This is a genomic window from Pseudomonas sp. NUPR-001 (assembly GCF_052147955.1).
Lineage (GTDB): Bacteria > Pseudomonadota > Gammaproteobacteria > Pseudomonadales > Pseudomonadaceae > Aquipseudomonas.
On the sequence record NZ_CP197353.1, the window covers coordinates 6,024,762 to 6,044,492 of the forward strand.

Annotated in this window: 18 protein-coding genes; 7 read left to right on the forward strand and 11 right to left on the reverse strand. The window is 60.0% G+C overall.

The window, feature by feature from the left end; all coding sequences use genetic code 11:
- Position 1 precedes the first annotated feature (1 nt).
- From ACP6KB_RS27745 to ACP6KB_RS27760, 4 genes are all read right to left on the reverse strand, one after another.
- A complete protein-coding gene (locus tag ACP6KB_RS27745) occupies positions 2–958 on the reverse strand; it encodes an AraC family transcriptional regulator (protein WP_442111009.1) in 957 nt (318 codons plus the stop codon).
- A 161-nt stretch (positions 959–1,119) separates the two neighbouring features.
- A complete protein-coding gene (locus tag ACP6KB_RS27750; protein ID WP_442111011.1) occupies positions 1,120–2,373 on the reverse strand; it encodes an OprD family porin in 1,254 nt (417 codons plus the stop codon).
- A gap of 92 nt (positions 2,374–2,465) precedes the next feature.
- A complete protein-coding gene (locus ACP6KB_RS27755) occupies positions 2,466–3,797 on the reverse strand; it encodes an aromatic acid/H+ symport family MFS transporter (protein ID WP_442111013.1) in 1,332 nt (443 codons plus the stop codon).
- 145 nt (positions 3,798–3,942) lie between these two features.
- On the reverse strand, positions 3,943–4,899 hold the full coding sequence (locus tag ACP6KB_RS27760) for an AraC family transcriptional regulator (protein WP_442111015.1): 957 nt from the start codon (positions 4,897–4,899) through the stop codon (positions 3,943–3,945).
- Between the two features lie 129 nt (positions 4,900–5,028).
- On the opposite strand from ACP6KB_RS27760, the gene ACP6KB_RS27765 reads away from it, so the two are divergent.
- Positions 5,029–5,904, forward strand: coding sequence for a LysR family transcriptional regulator (locus ACP6KB_RS27765; RefSeq protein ID WP_442111017.1), 876 nt, complete (start codon positions 5,029–5,031; stop codon positions 5,902–5,904).
- A 17-nt stretch (positions 5,905–5,921) separates the two neighbouring features.
- On the opposite strand, the gene hcnC is transcribed toward ACP6KB_RS27765, so the two are convergent.
- From hcnC to hcnA, 3 genes are read right to left on the reverse strand one after another with little or no spacing between them, the layout of a single operon-like run.
- The gene (hcnC, locus tag ACP6KB_RS27770; protein ID WP_442111019.1) at positions 5,922–7,178 is read right to left on the reverse strand and encodes a cyanide-forming glycine dehydrogenase subunit HcnC; all 1,257 of its coding nucleotides are present in this window, start codon (positions 7,176–7,178) and stop codon (positions 5,922–5,924) included.
- 3 nt (positions 7,179–7,181) lie between these two features.
- Positions 7,182–8,576, reverse strand: a complete 1,395-nt coding sequence (gene hcnB, locus ACP6KB_RS27775) for a cyanide-forming glycine dehydrogenase subunit HcnB (RefSeq protein ID WP_442111021.1) — start codon at positions 8,574–8,576, stop codon at positions 7,182–7,184.
- Entirely contained in the window at positions 8,573–8,887 is a 315-nt protein-coding gene (hcnA, locus tag ACP6KB_RS27780; RefSeq protein ID WP_442111023.1) for a cyanide-forming glycine dehydrogenase subunit HcnA, read from the reverse strand. Before hcnA ends, hcnB begins: the two co-directional genes overlap by 4 nt.
- Positions 8,888–9,103: 216 nt before the next feature.
- Between hcnA and ACP6KB_RS27785 the strand changes: the two genes are divergently transcribed.
- The 4 genes from ACP6KB_RS27785 to ACP6KB_RS27800 all read left to right on the forward strand — a co-directional run bounded on the left by ACP6KB_RS27785 (position 9,104) and on the right by ACP6KB_RS27800 (position 12,173).
- Positions 9,104–10,138 carry a L,D-transpeptidase gene (locus ACP6KB_RS27785; RefSeq protein WP_442111025.1) on the forward strand — a complete coding sequence of 345 codons (1,035 nt, stop codon included), beginning with the start codon at positions 9,104–9,106 and terminating at the stop codon, positions 10,136–10,138.
- A 126-nt stretch (positions 10,139–10,264) separates the two neighbouring features.
- Complete coding sequence (locus ACP6KB_RS27790) at positions 10,265–10,975, forward strand: murein L,D-transpeptidase catalytic domain family protein (protein ID WP_442111027.1); 711 nt, start codon at positions 10,265–10,267, stop codon at positions 10,973–10,975.
- Positions 10,976–11,079: 104 nt separating this feature from the next.
- On the forward strand, positions 11,080–11,481 hold the full coding sequence (locus ACP6KB_RS27795; RefSeq protein WP_442111029.1) for an antitoxin Xre-like helix-turn-helix domain-containing protein: 402 nt from the start codon (positions 11,080–11,082) through the stop codon (positions 11,479–11,481).
- Positions 11,475–12,173, forward strand: coding sequence for an RES family NAD+ phosphorylase (locus tag ACP6KB_RS27800; RefSeq protein WP_442111031.1), 699 nt, complete (start codon positions 11,475–11,477; stop codon positions 12,171–12,173). Before ACP6KB_RS27795 ends, ACP6KB_RS27800 begins: the two co-directional genes overlap by 7 nt.
- A gap of 33 nt (positions 12,174–12,206) precedes the next feature.
- Here ACP6KB_RS27800 and ACP6KB_RS27805 read toward each other — a convergent pair whose 3' ends face one another.
- Positions 12,207–12,629 carry a glycine zipper domain-containing protein gene (locus ACP6KB_RS27805; protein ID WP_442111032.1) on the reverse strand — a complete coding sequence of 141 codons (423 nt, stop codon included), beginning with the start codon at positions 12,627–12,629 and terminating at the stop codon, positions 12,207–12,209.
- 334 nt (positions 12,630–12,963) lie between these two features.
- On the opposite strand from ACP6KB_RS27805, the gene ACP6KB_RS27810 reads away from it, so the two are divergent.
- Both ACP6KB_RS27810 and ACP6KB_RS27815 read left to right on the forward strand, forming a co-directional pair.
- On the forward strand, positions 12,964–13,305 hold the full coding sequence (locus tag ACP6KB_RS27810) for a DUF5713 family protein (protein ID WP_442111034.1): 342 nt from the start codon (positions 12,964–12,966) through the stop codon (positions 13,303–13,305).
- A 163-nt stretch (positions 13,306–13,468) separates the two neighbouring features.
- Entirely contained in the window at positions 13,469–15,442 is a 1,974-nt protein-coding gene (locus ACP6KB_RS27815) for a BCCT family transporter (protein ID WP_442111036.1), read from the forward strand.
- A gap of 52 nt (positions 15,443–15,494) precedes the next feature.
- On the opposite strand, the gene ACP6KB_RS27820 is transcribed toward ACP6KB_RS27815, so the two are convergent.
- The 3 genes from ACP6KB_RS27820 to ACP6KB_RS27830 form a co-directional block, all read right to left on the reverse strand.
- The gene (locus ACP6KB_RS27820) at positions 15,495–17,450 is read right to left on the reverse strand and encodes a TonB-dependent receptor domain-containing protein (protein WP_442111038.1); all 1,956 of its coding nucleotides are present in this window, start codon (positions 17,448–17,450) and stop codon (positions 15,495–15,497) included.
- Positions 17,451–17,536: 86 nt separating this feature from the next.
- Positions 17,537–18,874: a histidine kinase sensor domain-containing protein gene (locus ACP6KB_RS27825; RefSeq protein ID WP_442111040.1), complete on the reverse strand. Its 1,338-nt coding sequence runs from the start codon at positions 18,872–18,874 to the stop codon at positions 17,537–17,539.
- Entirely contained in the window at positions 18,871–19,569 is a 699-nt protein-coding gene (locus tag ACP6KB_RS27830) for a response regulator transcription factor (RefSeq protein WP_442111041.1), read from the reverse strand. The genes ACP6KB_RS27825 and ACP6KB_RS27830 overlap by 4 nt, the downstream gene beginning before the upstream one ends.
- Positions 19,570–19,731: the final 162 nt, after the last annotated feature.

Genomic DNA, 19,731 nt, shown 5'->3' on the forward strand with positions numbered 1-19,731 from the left:
GTCAGGAACGACGCTTGAGGGTATCGGAGGGAAGTTCGCCGAACAGCGACTTGTAGTTTTCCGAGAATCGGCCCAGGTGCACGAAGCCATAATCCATGGCCAGTTCAGTGATACTGCGCACCGGGCAGTTGGGGTCGGCGAGGCTGGCGTGAATGCGTTCGAGCTTCTTCTGGCGGATGTAGATTTTCGGCGTGGTCCCGGCATTGCGCTCGAACAACGCATACAACGAGCGCAGGCTCATGCTGGCCTGACGCGCCAATTGTTCACTGCAGATATCCAGCTTGAGGTTGCCTTCGATGTAGCCGGCAATCCGGTCAAACGTCACCGCCTGACTGTTCAGCGCCTCACGGCTGACGTTGGTGGGCATCAGGGTGAGCATCTTGCTGGCAACGATCTGGCTGTAGTGCTCCTGCACGCGGATCAGCGGCTCACTGGCTTCGGCTTCATGACAGACCATGGCCAGCAACCCGGAAAAGCCCTCCAGCGCCAGCAGCTGGTAATGGCTCTGGATAAAGCGCACGCCTTCATCGGGGCGGTGCCAACGTTGTTCATCACAGACGTTTTCCAGCAAGCGGTTGGGCAGTTTGAGAATGAATTTTTCGCAGTCGGCCGAATAGGCCAGATCGACCGGTTCGTCCGGGTTGATCAGCAGCAGTTCACCCGGGCCGAGCAAACGCTCGTCCTTGCCACGGCGCCACAGGCAATGGCCGCGCAGCAGAATCTGCAGGTGAAAGACGTTTTCCAGCGCAGGCGACATCACCCGCACTTCGCCCCCATAGCTGATCCGGCAGAGATCAAGGCTGGCGAATTTGCGGTGGTCGAGACACGCTTCGGGATGCCCGTAACGCGGCAGACGGATGTTATGCACACCCACATGCTGATTGACGTAGGTCGACACGGCATAAGGGTCGGCACGATCGAAAACCCGGCTGCGCTCACTGAGCAGGGGACTCTCCATACCAGGACACTCGTTGTAGTTATCTTGGCAGTCTAAGCGAAAGCGCAGGTTGGCGACCAACCGAAAGATGGACGGTTTGTTTCCGGTAGGCGCGGGCTTGCCCCGCGATTGCGGTGTATCAGTTCAATCGCAATCGCGGGGCAAGCCCGCTCCTACAGGATCTACAGCAGTGTCCAGGTGTAGGTGAGGATCAGGCGGTTTTCATCGATGTCGGAACGGTAGTTCGAGCGGGCCATGGCATTGCGCACGCGTATCCCCAATCCTTTGAGTACCCCGCTCTGTACCGCATAGCCCAGGTCCAGGTCACGCTCGTGCTCTTTGCCTTCGAAGCCGAGGCCGGTATCGACGTTGTTGCCTTTGAGGTAACGCACGGTCGCCGTCAGCCCCGGAACACCCATGGCGACGAAGTCGTAGTCGTAACGCACCTGCCAGGAGCGCTCGTCGGCATAGGAAAACTCATAAGTCGGTACTTCGTTGCCGAGCGGTGAAATGTTCGGAAACACTCGCGGGAACGAATCCTCGCCATAGATTCCCTGATAACCAACGCTGAAGGTATGCCCCCCGCGTTTGGCCGACAGCAGCGAATAGAACGCCTGGTTGTCGATATCGCCAATGCGGCTTTCGCCCTGCTCCTTGGCGCTGAAATAACCGAGGTTTGCACCCAGCACCCAATCACCCACCGGCTGGCTGTGCTTGAGGCCGACAAAGCCCTGTTGATAGATGTCTTCCAGGCGCCCGTACCACAGGCTCAAGGTGCTGCGGTTGGCGTTGAAGCTGTAGTCGCCGCCTGCGAAGTTGAAGGCACCGCTGTCGGCCTGGCGCTGTGGCAGGTGACCGAGCATGGCAATCATCTTCTCATCACCGGCTTCGTTACGCAGGCTGGTGGAGCTCAAGTGTCCGGCCTGCAGGGTCAGGCCGCTGATTTCAGCGGAGGTGATGCTGGCGCCCTGGTAGGTGGGCGGCAACAGGCGCGAATCGTTGTACTGCAAAATCGGCAGGTTAGTCTGTAGCTCACCTACCTTCAGTTCGGTCTTCGAATAACGCAGCTTCAAGGTGGCGCCAGCCCGGCTGTATTCGTCGGCGGCACGGCCGTCATCCTGTACCGGGAGCAATCCGGTGCCGGTTCGATCCGGGCTGCTGTCGAGTTTGATACCGAGCACGCCGATGGCATCGACACCGACGCCAATGATGCCCGGGGTATAGCCTGATTTGACGTTGAGGATGAAACCTTGGCCCCACTCTTCGGCTTTGGACTGTTTGTTTGGGCCGACGATGTCGGAAAAATCACGGCTGAAGTAGTAGTTGCGCGCTTGCAGGGTGGCCGTGGCGTCCTTGAAAAAGTCAGGTTCGGCGGCCTGGGCGGTGAAACTCAGGGCGAGCAAAGGTAGCCACCCGATTGGACGGAGATTGATCATGGGAGATGCTCTTTTTTTATTGTTGTTTTGAACTGGGGGATCGCGGGGCAAGCCCGCTCCTACAGGAACGGTTTGCCCCGCGATGGGGTCGGCTACGCCGCCGACTGCAACTCGGCCCCGGCCTGCGCCGCACTGCGGCTGGCGAACACCATCATCGCCAGCGCCGCGACCGCTCCCGGCACGGCAAAGGCCATGAAGTTCAGCGCCAGCGGCAGTTGGTGGCCCAACAGCAGGCCACCGAGCAGCGGCCCGACGATCGCACCGGTACGGCCGATGCCCGAAGCCCAGCCCAGGCCTGTGGAGCGAATGCCCATCGGGTAGAACTGGGCCACGCAGGCATATGCCAGAATCTGCGTGCCAATGGTGGTTGCCCCGGCAATAGCGATCAGCAGGTACAGCACCGGTGTCGGGCTCTTGAAGCCCAGTAGGCTGATCGACAACGCCGCCACCGCAAAGAACACCACCAACACCCGGTCGAGCTTGAAGCGATCACCAATCCAGCCACCGCCAACGGCACCGAAGATCGCGCCGAAGTTGAGCACCAGCAGGAACGCCAGGCTCGATCCCAGGCCGTAACCGGCGTTGCTCATCAGTTTTGGCAGCCAGGAATTGAGCGCGTAAACCATCAACAAGCAGCAGAAGAACGCCACCCAGAGCATCAAGGTGCTCAGCGCCCGTCCTTCACGAAACAGCTGCGGTACCGAACCACCCGCCTGAACGCCGGTGACCACTTCCAGGCGATCATCGGCCTGCGGTTTATAGCTGGGCTCCACCCGCTGCAGCAGTTCGCGAGCCTGCTCGGTACGCCCTTGGCGCACCAGAAAACCCAGCGACTCCGGCAAGAAGCGCAGGATCAACGGCAACAGCAGCAACGGGATAATGGCGACGTAGAACACCGACTGCCAACCGAAAGACGGCAGCAGCACAATACCCAGGCCAGCCGACAGCATGCCGCCCACCGAGTAACCACTGAACATGATCGCCACCAGAGTGCTGCGCATGCGCTTGGGTGCGTATTCATTCATCAAGGCCACCACATTGGGCATCACCCCACCGATACCTAAACCGGCGAGAAAGCGACAGATGCCAAATTCGGTCGGGTTGCGGGCAAAGCCGTTGAGCACGGTGAAGCCGCTGAACAGCACCACGCAGATCATGATCGCCTTCTTGCGCCCGATGCGGTCGGACAATGGCCCGAATACCAGGGCGCCGAACATCATGCCGAACAGCGCGTAGCTACCCAGAGCACCGGCCTGCAAAGGGGTCATGCCCCATTCCTGCATCAAGGCCGGCAGCACCACGCCGTAAATGACCAGGTCATAACCGTCGAAGATGATAATCAGCGCGCACCAGAACAGCACACGCCAGTGAAAGGCATTGAACTTCGCCTGATCGATCAGGCTATTGATATCGATAGCTCGCATGTGGCGTGTCTCTTTTGTTGTTGTTATCGAAACCTGGCGAACCCTGCCGAGCAGAGTTCGCAGCCTCAGGTTAGGATCAGAACAAAAGTGCCAATAGCCGTTTCCTGCGAATCGCTATCCAGTTTGCGCAGCGCCTGACCAGGTGTCAGCGGTGCCGTTTGAAGGTGGCCGAAGGCAGCTCGCCAAAGCGCTGGCGATAACTCTCGGCAAAGCGCCCCAAGTGCAGAAAACCGTAGTCGAGCGCGATTTCGGTGACGTTGCGCACCTGGCTGGCCGGGTCCTGCAGCGCGGCATGGATACGCTCGAGCTTGCGCTGGCGCACGTAACCTTTGGGCGATAACCCGGCATGACGTTCGAACAATGAGTACAAGGTGCGCTCACTGACCCGCGCCACATTCATCAGTTGCGTGACACTGATGTCTTGCTCCAGGTGGGCATCGATATAGGCGGCCAGCTGTTCGAAAGAATGCGTCTGCGGCACCGGCTCGGCGCGCTGCACATTGTTGTCCAGCAGGCTGAGCAACTTGCTGGCGACAATACGCCCATAGTGCTCCTGTACCTGCAGCAATGAGTCAGTACTCTCCGCCTCCTGACAGATCAAGCCCAGCAGGCCGAGAAACCCTTCCAACTCACCGGTGGCATGACGCGCCCGGTTGAAGCGAATCCCACCTTCCGGCAACTGCCAGCGCTGCTCGATACACGCTTGCTCCAGCAGGCTGACCGGCAGCTTGAGAATGAATTTCTCGCAGTCGGCCGAATAGGTGAGGTCTACCGGGTCATCCGGATTGATCAACAGCAACTCGCCCGGTACGTAGTAGTGTTCATTGCCACGGCAACTAGACTGACAATGCCCCTTGAGCAGCACTTGCAGGTGATACAGCGAGCCTAACGCGGGCGAAGTGATCCGCGCTTTACCGCCGTAGCTCAGGCGACAGAGGTCAAGGCTGGCAAATTTGCGGTGATTGATGCTCGCCTTCAGGTCGCCGGTTCTCGGCAGGCGCAGGCTATGGCCGCCAACATGCTGGTTGACGTACTCGGACACGGCATAAGGGTCGGCGCGCTGAAAAATGCTGCTGCGCTCGCTCAACAGGTGGCTGCTCATGGGCTGCCCTCTTTTTTATTCTTACTGACGATATCCACAGGGTCTGGTTATCCACAAGGCGCCAGCTTGCGTCAGCACTACCAGGCAGTCCAATATCTGTTGGGTAGGCAACCATACCCTGGAGGTATTATGGAACTGCGCCATCTACGTTACTTCCGGGTACTCGCACAAACCCTGAACTTCACCCGCGCCGCCGAGCAGTTGCACATTGCCCAGCCACCGTTGAGCCGGCAGATCCACCAGTTGGAAGAGTTTCTCGGCGTCGAGTTGCTGGAGCGCAGCCGCCCTTTGCGCCTGACCGAAGCCGGGCGCTACTTCTACGAACAGAGTGCAATGCTGCTCGACCAGCTCGAACAGATTTCCGAAGGCACCCGGCGCATTGCGAACAGCGAACGTCAGTGGCTGCGTATTGGCTTCGCGCCTTCGACGCTCTATGACCTGCTGCCCGATCTGATCCGCCAGTTGCGCAGCAATCAGGAGCTGGAGCTTGGCCTGCAGGAAATGATCACCCTGCAACAGATTGAGGCATTAAAAGCCGGGCGCATCGACATCGGCTTTGGCCGCATCCATATCAAAGACCCGGCCATCGACCAGCGAGTGCTGCGCGAAGATCCTCTGGTCGTCGCCCTGCCCTGCGGTCATCCGCTGATTGGTCAGCCGCTTGACCTGATCCGCCTGGCGTTTGAGCCGTTCGTGCTCTACCCCGCTACACCGCGGCCCAGTTATGCCGACCACATCATGGCGTTGTTTTCCAGCCAGGGCCTGAGCGTGCAAGTGATCCAGTGGACCAATGAGCTGCAAACCGCGCTCGGTTTGGTCGCGGCCGGCCTGGGGATAACCCTGGTGCCCGCGTCTGTACAGCGCCAGCATCGCGACGATATCGTTTTTGCTCCGTTGAGCGAATCAGCGGCGGTTTCGCCGATCATTCTCAGCCGTCGGCTTGGGGATAACTCGCCACAGATTCAGCACTGCCTGGAATTGATCGAGCGTATGACCGGCCACTAGGGCCGGTCTTCTTGCGCTCAAGACACTACAGTTTGAGGTTTATCCACAGCCCCGGTGTAGAAGCGTTGCGCCAGAAACGGGGTGATATCCACAGGCGAAACTTCGTCATGCACAAGCTTGTCGATCATCACCCCGGTAATCGCCGAGGTGAGGATGCCGGTGCGAAAGTGTCCACAGGCATTCAAATAGCCGGACACTTCCGCTACCGGCCCGAGGATCGGCAGCTCATCTGGCGACCCCGGACGCAACCCGGCCCAGCTGCGTTTGAGATTGACCTGCGCCAGCTGCGGAATACAACGCATGGCGCCCTGCACCAGGCCATTGATTTCCGGCAAGGTGGTGCTCACATCGAAACCTTTGTCTTCGGTGGTGCTGCCGATCAGGATCTCGCCGTTATCCTTTTGCGCCATGTAGCAATCGCTGGTGGTCAGGCAGCCCTGCAGCAACTTGGGCATGCGCTCGGTGAGGATGATCTGGCCCTTTACCGGGCTCACCGGAATACGCAGCCCGGTGGCCTGTTCGCTGAGTTCGGCCGCCCAGGCGCCAGCAGCGTTGATCAGGGTCTGGCAATGAAAGGTGCCTTCATCGTCGGTGTGTACGCCACTGACCCGTGACCCCTGGTGCAGCACCCCGGTGACATTGGTGTTGTGGAACAGCTCCACACCGTTCTGGCGCGCCGCTTCCATATAGGCGTCGGCCAGGCGGAACGGGCTGACCTGATGATCGCAAAGAAACTCCAGGGCACCCCGCGCCTGATGACTGACCGCCGGTTCCACTTTGCGCAGGGTGTCGCGATCGAGCCAGCGTACCTGATCGGCCAGGTGCGGGATCTGCGCGACGATGTGCTCGGCGTACATCTGGTCTTCATCGTCGTAGATCACATACTTAAGGCCCGTGCGCTCGAACTTGAAGTCCATGCCGTGGCGCTCGATCAGCTCACGGTGCAGCTGTGGATAAAGTGCGTTGGACTGCAGGGCAAAGTCGAAGAACGACTGCGGCAGGATATGCGGGGTGCTGGCATCCACCACCACCGCGCTGCCCTGGGCCTGGCGCTTGTGCTGGGCCGACATCATGCGAAAGAAAATCACCCCGCAGCCGAGCCCCACCGACTCGCCTATCGCCCACAGTCCACCGGCCGAAGCACGGGTGGCGTTGCCGGGGCGCTTGGCATCGATCAGGGCGATCCTCAGGTTCTTGCGTTTGGACAATTGGTAAGCGCACGAAGCGCCAATTACGCCACCACCGGCAATCACAACGTCGTAGGTTCTGTTCATGGCTCAGGCCTCCGCGCCAGGTTGCTGGAAGGCCGAAAACGGCACCGGATCGACCGGAAAACGCGGGCGTAACCAGCCAACATCAACGCGCCCGGTGGCTTCACGCAAACGGTCAGAGCAATACCCGACACACATGCGCCCCTGACAGTCGCCCATGCTCACCCGCGTGCGCATCTTCAGCGCGGCCATGTCTTCTACGCCCTGCTCCAGGGCCAGATCGATATCAGCGCGGGTCACGTGCTCACAACGGCACACCACGGTATCGGCCCGAGGCAGTTCGAGCTGCCGGGTGCCACGCGTGGTGTAGCGTTCTACACCAGCACGAAAGCGCTTGATGGCTGCCAACTGCCCCAGGTACCGCTCACGCAGCTCGATGGCCTGCTCGGCGTCGAGCACTTCGCGTTGCAGCAGCATCGACACCGCAGCGATACGCCCGGTCAGCATGGCCGCTTCACCACCGCGGATACCGCCCATGTCACCGGCCAGGTGTATGTGCCGCTGACTGCTTTGCTGCCACACATTGCTCACTGCGCGCAGATAGCCATCGTCATGCACCCCATGCTCCAGTCCCAACTGCTGACTGAGCTGAGTGCGCGGGATGAACCCATAGCCCACCGCCAGGGTCTGCGCACGCTCACGTTGGGCGCGGCTGTAATCGGGCTGCCAATTGTCATCGTAAGGCGCGAGGATAACCTCGGCGACTTCGCCCTCACCCCTGGCCTCAACGACACCCCAGCCGTAATACATTGGAATGCCATTGAGCTTCATGTAACCGAGCATGCTCAGGCCATCGAGGAACAGCTGCGGCTTGTTCAGCAGCGCCAGGCTCTCCTTGGCAATCTTGCCGAACGCGCAGGCTTCATACACGCCCGCCACCTTGGCCCCGGCGGCGTGCAGCTGACAGGCCACCAACGGCAGCAGCGGCCCGGTACCGGCAATCACCGTGCTGCCCAGCGGTTTGACCACGCCACTTTTGATCTGCAACTGCAATCCGCCGAGTAGCTGTACGCCGGGCAGTGTCCAGCCCGGAAAGGGCACGTTGCGCTCGTGGCAACCGGCCGACAGCAGCAGGTGTGAATAGTCGATCTCGTGCAGTTGTTCTTCGCTGTCGAGGACCATCAAACGCTGTTCGTCACCGCCAACCACGCGGGTGTTCAGGCGCAAATCGATGCGCTCGGCGCACGCGGCAAAATCCTTGTGCAGCGCCGTCAGGGCCTTGCTGTAACGCGCGCCGAGATAGCCCAGATCGACACCTCCTCGCAGCGGGCCGCGGTACACCACCCCGCCTGGGCGCGATGCTTCATCGAACAACACGCAGGACTCACCGTGTCGAGCCAACTCGATCGCGGCTGCCATACCGGCCGAGCCGCCGCCGACAATCACAGGACGCAGGCTCATGGCGCCTCCTGACCGTCAAAACGGTTGCTCAGGGTTTCTACCTGCATTCCAGGCTGAACCACGGTTTGGCAGGCGCGACGCTTGGGTCGGCCGTTGATGGAGACCAGGCAGCAATGGCAGACACCCATGCCGCAAAAAGCCCCGGTCAATTGTGCATGATCGTTGCGCGCCACCTGACGCAGGCCCACGGCATTGAGCACCGTGAGCACCGTCTCGCCGCTGGCGACGTCAACCGGCTGGCCGTTGATTTGGATGGTCATATCCGCCCGCGACAGGGGCTGGATATCGAGTGTTCGATCCAGTGTTTGCATAGTGCTTTTCATCCGTGAAAAGGGAATGTGGAATCACCGACACTATGGCAACACAGCAATCGGTTCATTGATTTATACCAATGAACCCGCCCCTTATCGCGCCTCGGCAATACCGTGACACGATACAAATTCCAGGGGTGTTCATCGCCGCCTGCATTTGCTCAACGGCGAAGGCTCCGACTAAGCTGGCGGCAGGGTTAAATCAGGATCGATTAGATGACTCACCTACCGCTTGCGCTGAGTTTGCTGCTCACCTCCGTCTGGCTTGAGGCTGCGCCGTTGCAGGTGCCCACCCCGGCCGAACTGAAGACTCAACTCGAGCGGCTCAAGCCTGGCCAGTTTCTCTGGTACCCGCAGGTGTCGCCGGTGGGGCCGGTTACCGTGGTGGTCAGCCTCACCGAGCAGCGGGCCTATGTTTATCGCAACGGCATCGCCATTGGTGTCAGCACGGTGAGCACCGGTAAGGCTGGTCGGGAAACCCCGACGGGGGTGTTCAGCATCCTGCAGAAAAAAGTCGAGCATAAATCCAGCCTCTACAACAGCGCGCCAATGCCCTACATGGAGCGGCTAACGTGGGACGGCATCGCCCTGCACGCGGGCCACCTGCCCGGCTACCCGGCTTCGCACGGGTGCGTGCGCCTGCCCATGGATTTCGCCAAGAAGCTGTACGAAATCACCGGTTTCAGTTCAACCACGGTGATTGTCTCCGATACCCACAGTGCGCCGGTCGAGGTCTATCACCCAGGTGTGCTGGCGCCTACCGTCAGCGAGGGCAAAGCCCAGGGTCCGGTGAATGTAAGCGATGAGCAATTCTGGAACGATCCAGACCCAACGGCGGGGCCACTGTCGATTCTGATCAGCCGTGCCGACCGCCGCGCCTATGCGTATCGTGGCGGCCAACTGATTGGGTCGGCGCCAGCCCTGACCCAGAGCAACAGTCAGCGCCGTAGCGGCATGGCCGTGTATTCCCTGCTGCAGAAGCCTCCCACCGACGATCTCGACAGCGCCCTGCCGTTGCACTGGTCGGTGGTTGGGCTGAGCAACCCGGAGTTTGGTGACACGCCGTATCAGCAACTGGGCCAACTGGACTTGAACCCGGAATTCCGCCGTCACCTACGCGCGGCGATGGACATTGGCACCATGCTGGTGATCACCGATTGGGCATCGACTCGGGATACCCGCAGCAGCGGGAAATTCACCGTAATCACCACCGACGACAACGAGCCGACAAAACCGTTGGTCAAGAAATGATCGGCATCCCGGTAAAAATAAAGCAAAGTAGCGGCTTTTGGCCATAATCCAGCTGACCGTGCTGACACTTGATTTGCCCTGAGCAACGAGGCCGCAGACAGCTTTTTATCAGGATATCCCGACACGATGTTTGCAAAATTGACGAGGGCCATACGGCTCTCAACGGCCGGTTTTGGCCTGCTTTTCCTCAGTGCCTGGCAAGCGGCCCAGGCGCAAGCCCTGCCCAGCGCTGCTGAACTGCAAAAGCTGGCGCCAAGCGCCAGTCTGTCGACCCTGACCCTGGCACTCACCGCCTACGAATGCGCCAGCCACAGCGACGCGAACAAATTGCTGACCGTAATCGACTACTCCAAGGCCTCGCGCGACAAACGCTTGTGGGTATTCGACCTGAACGCCAGAAAGCTGCTGTTCGAAGAGTGGGTTGCCCACGGCAAAAACAGCGGCGCTGACGTGCCGAGCGCGTTCTCCAACACGCCGAACAGCTACCAGTCCTCCATCGGCTTGTACCAGACCGGCCAGACCTACAGCGGCAAACACGGCCGCTCGTTGCGCCTGGAGGGGCTGGAGCCGGGGTTCAATGACAACAGCATGTCGCGGGCGATTGTCATGCATGCCGCTGCCTATGCCGATCCCAAGGTGGTTCCCAGCCTCGGCCGCCTTGGCCGCAGCCAGGGCTGCCCTGCCGTGCGCCCGGCGATTGCTGGCAAGCTGATCGATGCGCTGCAGCGTGGAAGCTATGTGTTTGCCTATTACCCGCAGCAGGACTGGCTGAAAAAATCGCGTTTTCTCAGCGCGCAGAGCTGCCCGATAGCCAATCAGTCACTGGCCAGCAAGTAATACCGGCGGCTTCAGCAGCGGATCAGCACCCGCTGCCTGCTTTGATCTGTGGACTACTTTTGGCTATATTTGCTTCTGTAGATCACGGATAAGAGGTCACGGCCATGAGCCTGGCAACCAGCAAGCCGTCCACTACCCCAAAGGATGCAGGCGCCGTTGCACTGCGCACGGCGGTGAACATCATGGAGAAGTGGAACGCCACCTCCAGGCAGATTGAAAATGTCCTGCGGATTTCCCGCAGCACCTATGCCCGTTCGAAAGATCAACAACGCTCGGTGAGCCTCGATAGCGACCAGCTAGCCCGTATCAGCCTGGTCCTCAACATTCACGCCAGCCTGCGGACGATCTTCGACAACCCCGATAACGTCTACGGCTTCCCGGCGATGGCCAATGACAATGCGTTTTTCGACGGTCGCTCGCCCCTGGAGATCATGGCCGAGGGCTCGTTCATTCAGCTCTACGAAACATTCCGCCGCATCGACGTGCTGCGAGGCGCGCAATGGTGAAGGCCGCAAGCCTGGGCGCCAGGCACGGCGGCGAGGCGATCAAAGCCTATCGCCTGGTGAACTCGAAATTTCCACCCGTCGCGCTGTTCGAAGACGTGGCCAACGCCGACGAGTTCGACCTCCTCTACGAAATTCAGGCACTCACTAACCCTCGTCTGCAGAACGAAGTTGGCAGCCTCAACCTGATCTCGCGCAGTGAGATTCCGTTTGGAATCAAAGGGTGTTCGTATGCGACTGCGCCGTTCACCCATGTGAACCCGAGCGGCTCGCGGTTCAGTGACGGCTCGTTCGGTATCTTGTATCTGGCCGACACCATGGAAACTGCCATTGCAGAAGTGCGCCACCACCAGCAGGCGTACTGGAGCAAGGTTCATGGCCTGAACTACGAGCGCTTTGTGTTCAAGGGGCTTGTTTGTCAGTTTGACGAAGCGGGGATGCTGGATGCGACCCGCTTGCCTCTGTCGCACGCAATCTACGCACCAGACGATTACACCTACTCCCGCGCCCTCGGTGCGGACGTCAGGAATAGCAAAGCGCCCGGCCTGCGCTATCACTCAGTTCGCGCGGCGGGCAACACCTGCTGGGCGCTGACAACTCCACGCCACGTAGCCTCGATCATTCAGTCGTCACACTACGAGATGGTGTGGAGCAATCAGATCACCAGTGTTCACAAGCTGCTTGCTGGCGCTTGATGGGCAAAGGCGTGACTGCCTGATGCAAGCAGATCAATGACCGTGTTTGTGCTTATGTTTGTGCTTGTGATTCGATTTGTGGCCATCGTGATGGTCGTTGTCATCGGCCAGGCTATTGCCAATTGCACTGCCCGCAGCACCGCCTAGTCCGGCACCTACTGTGCCCCCGGTAGTACCGCCTACGCTACGCCCCACCACCTGACCACTGGCTGCACCCAAGCCACCGCCAATGGCCGCTTCGGTTTTTTTGCCATCCTTCGCGCTCACCGCGCCACCCGCTGCTCCGCCAACGCCGGCGCCGATCGCAGCGCCAGTGCTGCCACCAACGGCCTGACCAACCACACTGCCCAAGGCACCGCCAAGGCCGCCACCAATGGCAGTCGACGCCGTTTCGCCAGCGAGTGCACCCTGTGATACCAGGAGGGTGCAGGCCAGCGTAATGAATAGTTTCTTCATGCTCAAATCCTCAAACTGTATACAATTATTAATACTGACAAATGTGAAAGGAGCGAGCAAGTTCCATATTTATCCTCATAGACTCAAGTCAATATTCAAAACTTAAATTCCGACCATTCATCGGAACTATTCCGCAATAAATACTAGCCAAAGAATAATTATCTTTATTTACGAACAATTATAAATTTGATAATCAAACTGGTTAATGACTTGTGGGGTAACACACAAAATTCTGTCCTATGCCGCATGCGGCGCCCGCATCGATTCTATGACCCGTGTTGCACTCGGTCGCTGAAACCGCCAACCTGCAGGCTTCCCCTACCAAGGAGCAGGTATGCAACTGAGCAATGAAAGCATGGCCAATCACACCTTCCTCAAAGAGATGTATGAGGACAGCTATTTTCCCGATGCCGTCGTCAAGCAGTGCGAGGAAGTACTGATCACACTGTGTCGTGAGATTGAACAGGGTAAACCTGCCAGTCTGAGTGCGCTCTACGAATTGAGCCATGCCGCCACTGAGCGGATCAACGCGCTGGAAGAGGCGTTCGAAGCGCATGGCAGTGAAATCGAAACGACCGCTCGTGAAGCCCTTGCCGATGACTTCGCACGTATCGCGCGCGCCTATGGCTTTGCAGATGCTGACGTCGAAGAGCTGATTGCTCCGCGCCATTGGTAACCAGACCCGCCGTTGTGCGTGGTTTACCAGAACCGTTGAAAAGCAGGTTCCTTTCCTGCGAGCACAGACGCCTGGGCAACCAGGCTTTTGCCTGGCTGCTAGTCTTGGCAGAGGTCGCCGTGCCTTGGCGCTGTGTTCATCGACTTAAAGGAGAACTGACGTTATGAATACAGCCCCCAAACCCAGGAGCACGCTCAATCCCCCGGTCTTCTACAGCAGCGCGATACTCATCTTTCTTTTGGTGCTGTATGCCACTGCATTCCAAGAGCACGCTCAGGCGCTGTTCGAGCACGTTCAACAGTGGATCATCACCAACGCCAGCTGGTTCTACATTCTTTCCGTAGCCTTGGTGTTGATCAGCGTGGTGTTCCTGGCGGTCAGCCGCTACGGGGACATCAAGCTAGGCCCTGATCACAGCGAGCCTGATTATCCAAAGAGCAGCTGGTTCGCCATGCTGTTTTCGGCCGGCATGGGCATCGGCCTGATGTTCTTCGGGGTGGCCGAACCGGTCATGCATTTCACAGCTCCCCCCGTAGGCGACCCCGGAACAGTGGCCGCCGCACGCGAAGCGATGAAGATCACGTTTTTCCACTGGGGCCTGCATGCTTGGGCGATCTACGCGATCGTTGCCTTGATCCTGGCCTATTTCAGCTTCCGCAACGGTTTGCCACTGACCTTGCGTTCTGCGCTCTATCCTCTGATCGGTGAACGCATCTACGGGCCTATCGGGCATGCCGTGGATGTATTTGCCATCCTCGGCACGGTGTTTGGGGTGGCGACCTCGCTGGGCTATGGCGTACTGCAGATCAACAGCGGTTTTCACCATGTATTCGGCTTGCCGGTCAATGCAACGGTGCAAGTGGCCCTGATTGCCGCCACCTGCGCGCTGGCGACGCTTTCGGTTGCCAGCGGCCTGGACAAGGGCATTCGCATCCTGTCCGAGATCAACTTGAGCCTGGCGGTGATTCTGATGCTGTTCGTCCTGCTGCTGGGACCTACGGTGTTCCTGCTGCAGACCTACATACAGAATACCGGCGCCTACCTCTCGGACATCGTTAACAAAACCTTCAACCTTTACGCTTACGAGCCTACCGATTGGATCGGCGGCTGGACCTTGCTCTATTGGGGCTGGTGGCTGTCCTGGTCGCCGTTTGTAGGCTTGTTCATTGCGCGCATTTCCCGGGGCCGCACCATCCGTGAATTTGTCTGCGGTGTGCTGTTTGTCCCAGCCGGTTTCACCTTGCTGTGGATGACCGTGTTTGGTGATTCGGCGATCCACATGATCCTCAACGACGGGGTAAAGGATCTGGCGGCGGTCGTCGAACAGGACAGCTCTCTGGCGCTGTTTGCCTTCCTTGAGCACTTCCCGTTCTCCAAAGTGATTTCGCTGATCGCGGTACTCATGGTGGTGGTGTTTTTTGTGACATCGGCCGATTCCGGTGCCCTGGTAGTCGATATGCTCGCCTCCTCCGAAGAAGGTCATTCGCCGTTGTGGCAGCGCATCTTTTGGTCGGTCAGCATAGGGGCCGTCGCGATCGCGCTGTTGCTGGCCAACGGCCTCAAGGCACTACAGACTGCGACCATTGCCAGCGCCTTACCCTTCGCGGCCATCCTGCTCATCGCCATCTGGGGCTTGTTCAAAGCCCTGAGCCTCGATGCCACCCGCCGCGGGCTGCGTAATCAGGCATTACCCGGCCCTCGGCACACGCGTAATCCACATGGTGGGTGGCAGCGCCGCCTACGCAATATCGCCATGATGCCGCGCCGCGCCCATGTAACGCGTTTTATCGCTGAGGTGGTGAAGCCAGCCTGTGAAGAAGTCGCGATCGAGCTGCGCAAGCTAGGGTACGACGTGACAGTCAATGAGCGTGAGGATGGGCGAGTGACGCTCGAACTTTCACACGCAGGTGAAGGGCGATTCCTGTACGAGGTGCGTCCTCGAGCGTTCAATACACCCAGCTTCGTCATTCGCGATACCGATGACAGTACCGATGCACGCAAGTATTTCCGTGCCGAAGTGCATTTGCGCGAAGGTGGTCAGGACTACGACATCATGGGATGGAGTCGCGACGATGTGATTGGCGACATATTGGACCAGTACGAACGTCACCTGCATTACCTGCATGTGGTGAGTTAACGTCGGTTCTGTCCTGCCTTGGTATCGGCCAAGGCGGGACAGCTTCGCCTCGTCAGATGCGCAGCGCCACGCCCAGGCGCAGTTCGCGGCCCGGATCGTAGGCACCGCGAATGCCCTCGTAACCCGAGATGTGTTCGAAGTCTTCGTTGCTCGCCTGGTCCAGGTACTGCTTGTCGAAGAGGTTCTTCAGGGTCAGGTTGAAGGTCAGCCGCTCGGGCAGGGCCTGCCACTCGGCATAGACGTCATGCACGCCATAACCGGGCTTATCCACAGTGCCGACACTGGTATGCAAGTTATCAACAGCCTCGACGAAGCGCCCTTGCCAGCCCACCGTCAGGTTTTCGGTTGCACGGTAGTCAGCAAAGGGAGTCCAGGTATCGCCGAAGCTGGCGCCCAGGCCATTGTGCTCGTACGCGTTGAGGCGCTCGCCATCGATGCGGGCATCGTTATGGTGATAGCCCATGCCGATGCTCAGCTTCTGCCAGTGGTAGGCGGTCTGCAGGATTACGCCCTTGCTCTTGAGGTCGCCAATATTCTCGTACAGCGCCGGTTTTGGCACCGCATCGGCAATCGCGTTCTCGATGCGAGTGACATAGGCCTTGGCGGAGAACTCCCAGCCCTGGTGGCGGTAGTCGAAACCCGCCTCGGTGGTCTGGGCCTTTTCCGGTTCCAGGTCGCTGGCGTTGCGCGCGGTATCGAGCTTGAACGCATCACGCACCTGCATACCGCGCAGGGCGCGAGAGTGGCCGGCGAACAGCGCCAGTTCCGGGGTCAGCTCGTAGCGCAGACTGAGGTTTGGGCTGACGCCGTCATCGCGGAAGTTCTGCCCGTCGCGGTCGTCGAGCTCATAGAGATCGTAACGCAGGCCCGCGCCCAGCAGCAGGCGCGAGGTGACTTGATAGCTGTCCTGCAGATAGAGGCCGGTGACGCTGCCGTCTTCGTCATCCAGCTCACGATTGCCCGCAGGGCCAAGGGTGCCACGATCTTCGCGGTAGTCCACGCCATAGGTCAGCGAATGCGCGCCGAGGTGGCTGGTGTTGCGCAGGTCCATGCCGGTGCTGCGGGTGTTACCGAAGTAGAGGCCGAAGCGCGCGTCCTGTTGCAGTTCGTTCTCGGTGTGGAACGTGGTCAGCTCGAGGTCAACCAGCTCGTTATCCACAGGCTGGAAGGCATAGTTCAGGGTCCAGGTCTCGCGCTCGCTCTTCATCGGGTAAAGGCGGTTGAAGTTGCTGGGAATCCATTGCGGGCGCTGGCTGCGTTCACCTTCGTCGGTACGCTGTTCGTAGGAAAGGCGCAGGGTTTGCTCCTCGGTCAGCTTGCCCACCAACTTGGCGAAGCCGAGCTTCTGCCGGGCTGCGGTACCCAGGACGTCGTCGTTGTTGCCGTCTTCGTAATCGTTCTGGTCCTGGTAACTGGCCACGGCCAGGGCCGACCAGTCCGGGCTGAAGCGGCCGAACAGGCTGGTGCTGGCCTTGTAGCCTTCGCCATTGCTGAAGTAGCCGCTCTTGACCAGGGCGCCGAAATCTTCACCTTCGCGCAGCAAATCGTCCGGATCTTTGGTGACAAAGCGGATGGCGCCGCCCAAGGCGCCGGCCCCCGACGTTGCGTCACCGGTACCGGCCCGGGTGTCGACGCGCTTGAGCAACTCGGGCTCGACGCCGATGCGGCCATTGTGGTGAAAGGTTTGCCCCGGCTGAGTGGCACCATCGATGGTGATATTCAGCTGGGTATCTTCCAGACCACGCATGTAGAGCTTCTGGGCGATACCGGGACCACCGCTGACGTTGATTTCCGGGCTGGACTCGAAAACGTCCTCCAGGTCATTGGCCTGAAGCTTCTCCAGTTGCTGTGCCTCGACATGCTCGGTGCGCTGCAGCAGCTTTGCAGACACCTCGCTGACCTCCAGCTCCAGCGGCTTCTTGGCAGTTTCCGCCTGGGCTGCGCTGGCCAGAAGACCACCGAAAGTCATGGCGCCGAGCAGGGAAAGAGGATGGGGACAACGGAGCATGGTGGTTCCTCGGGTAAAGATGAAAATACTTCGCATTTGCAAATTTTCATCTACCCCACGCTGCCGCGAAATGATTTTTACAACTGTTACGAACTCGGCTGACGGGGCAGCAGGAGTTCCATGAGCAGCCCCCCGCCTGCTTGGTTGCGCGCAGAGATGCAACCGCCAGTGGCATGCATCTGGCGCTGGGCCAGGGCCAGGCCAAGGCCGAAGCCCTTGCGCTCACCCGGGGCGCGGAAAAACGGCTGGAAAATACGCTCTAGCCATTCCTCCGGCACGCCCGGCCCTTGGTCACTCACCTGCAAGCGGTAGTCCGCCCCTTCGGTATCAAGGCGCACCCGCACCCGGCCACCCGCTGGCGTGTGGTCCAGTGCGTTGCGTACGACGTTCTCGATGGCTTGGCCCAGGGCCCGATGACTACTGCCCGTCAGCGGCGCTTCTTCCGGCAGCTCGGCAACTATCTCGCGGTCGGGGTACTCGAAACGGGCATCGTCGAGGATGCTGTCGAGCAGTTCGGTCAGGTCCAGGGTCTCGTCGCGTAACTGCGGCCGTTCGTTTTCCAGCCAACTCAAGGTCAGGGCATCCTCCACCAGTCGGCGCATGTCGTCGCAGTCGTCGTGGATTCGTTCGAGCAACGGGCCACGCATGCCCTCCTGCTCGGCCAGGCTCACTGCCATTTCGATACGCGTCAGCGGCGTACGCAGTTCGTGCGACATGTCTGCCAGGCGTTGGCGCTGGTCGATGATCAGTTGGCCGGTGCGCTCGGCCATGGCGTCGAAGGTATCGGCCAGGCTGGCCAGTTCATCGTTGCGCGAACCGAGCAGTGAACGCACGCGTACATCAAAGCGCCCCTCGCTGAACTGTCGGGTCGCCTGCTCCAGGCGACGCAGGGGCTGCATCAGGTGGCGGTAGAGCACCAGGCTGACGATCAGCAGCACCACCAGCGGCACGCCCAACTGCAACCCCAGGCGCGCGTAATGCCAGTAGAGACCGGGCCGCATGCGCTGCGGCAAGACGATCAGCAGGTGAGTACGACCGTCGGCGAATGGCAGGTCCATGATCGGGTTTTCCGGGAAGTACAGGTGGATCTTCCAGGACACATCGCGGCCGAGGCTAAAGGTATCCACGAAGCGCTCCGACAGCTCGCTGCCCGCCAGTGGGCGTACCTCCGACTCCACGACCGCCGCCCAAGTCTGCTCCTGCTCCTGCAGGGTCTTCAGCCAGCGGCCCAGGGCTTCGTGGTCGTTGCCGAGGTACAGCGCCTCTGCCTGAGCGCCATAGTGGCGCAGGGTTTGCTGATGTTCGGGGTCGATGAAACTCATGCTTTCTTCGGTCTGCCAGGCCAGGCGCGCGATCACCTTGACCAACACGATCCCGCCCACCGCCAGCACGATGGCAAGTTTCCAGAACAGGCGACGGTTCATGGGAAGACGTAGCCCCGTCCGTGCAGGGTCTGCAGGCGATCGGCGCCCAGCCCGGCCTCCACCATGCGTCGGCGAATCCGGCTGACGTGCATGTCCAGGCTGCGGTCATAGCTGCTGTACTCACGCTCCAGCGCTACGCGGTAGAGATAGGGCTTGCTCAGGGCCTCGCCGCGATTGGCCACCATCAGCCAGAGCAAGCGGAACTGCAGAGGGGTCAGGGCCAGATCGCGCTCGCCGACGCGGGCCTGCTGGGCATGGCGGTCGAGGTGCAGTGCGTCCACCTGCAACTGCTGCGGCTGCCGGGTGCGCGCAGCGTCCTGGGGACGGCTGCGCCGCAGCACGGCGTCGATGCGCAGTTGCAGCTCGGTGAGGTTGAAGGGTTTTGACAGGTAGTCATCGGCACCGTGACGCAGGCCGCGAATGCGTTCCTCCTCTGCCCCACAGGCGGTGAGCATGATCACCGGCGTCTGCTGCTGCTCGCGCAGGCGTCGCAGTACTGAGAAGCCACTGATATCCGGCAGCATCACATCCAGCAGGACCAGGTCTGGTTGCCCGGCGATCGCCAATTCCAACCCCTCCTCACCGCGCTGGCTGACGCAAACGGCATAGCCTTGCCCACGCAGCAACTCGCCAAGCTGGCGACTTAGGGTGAAGTCGTCTTCGATGATGAGAATGCGGGCCAGGTGGGTGGTCATGCTATCGATTCCTTCGATCCGAGAAGCAAAAGATAACAATTCTCAAGTAGATTGAAGAAGTTCGCCAGCCCTAGATGTTGGACGGTGCTGATTAGTGGAGGAGAAACAGAACGTAGGAGGCTGTCGAAGAAGGGAGCCTTAAAGGCTCCCTTCTCGCGGCGA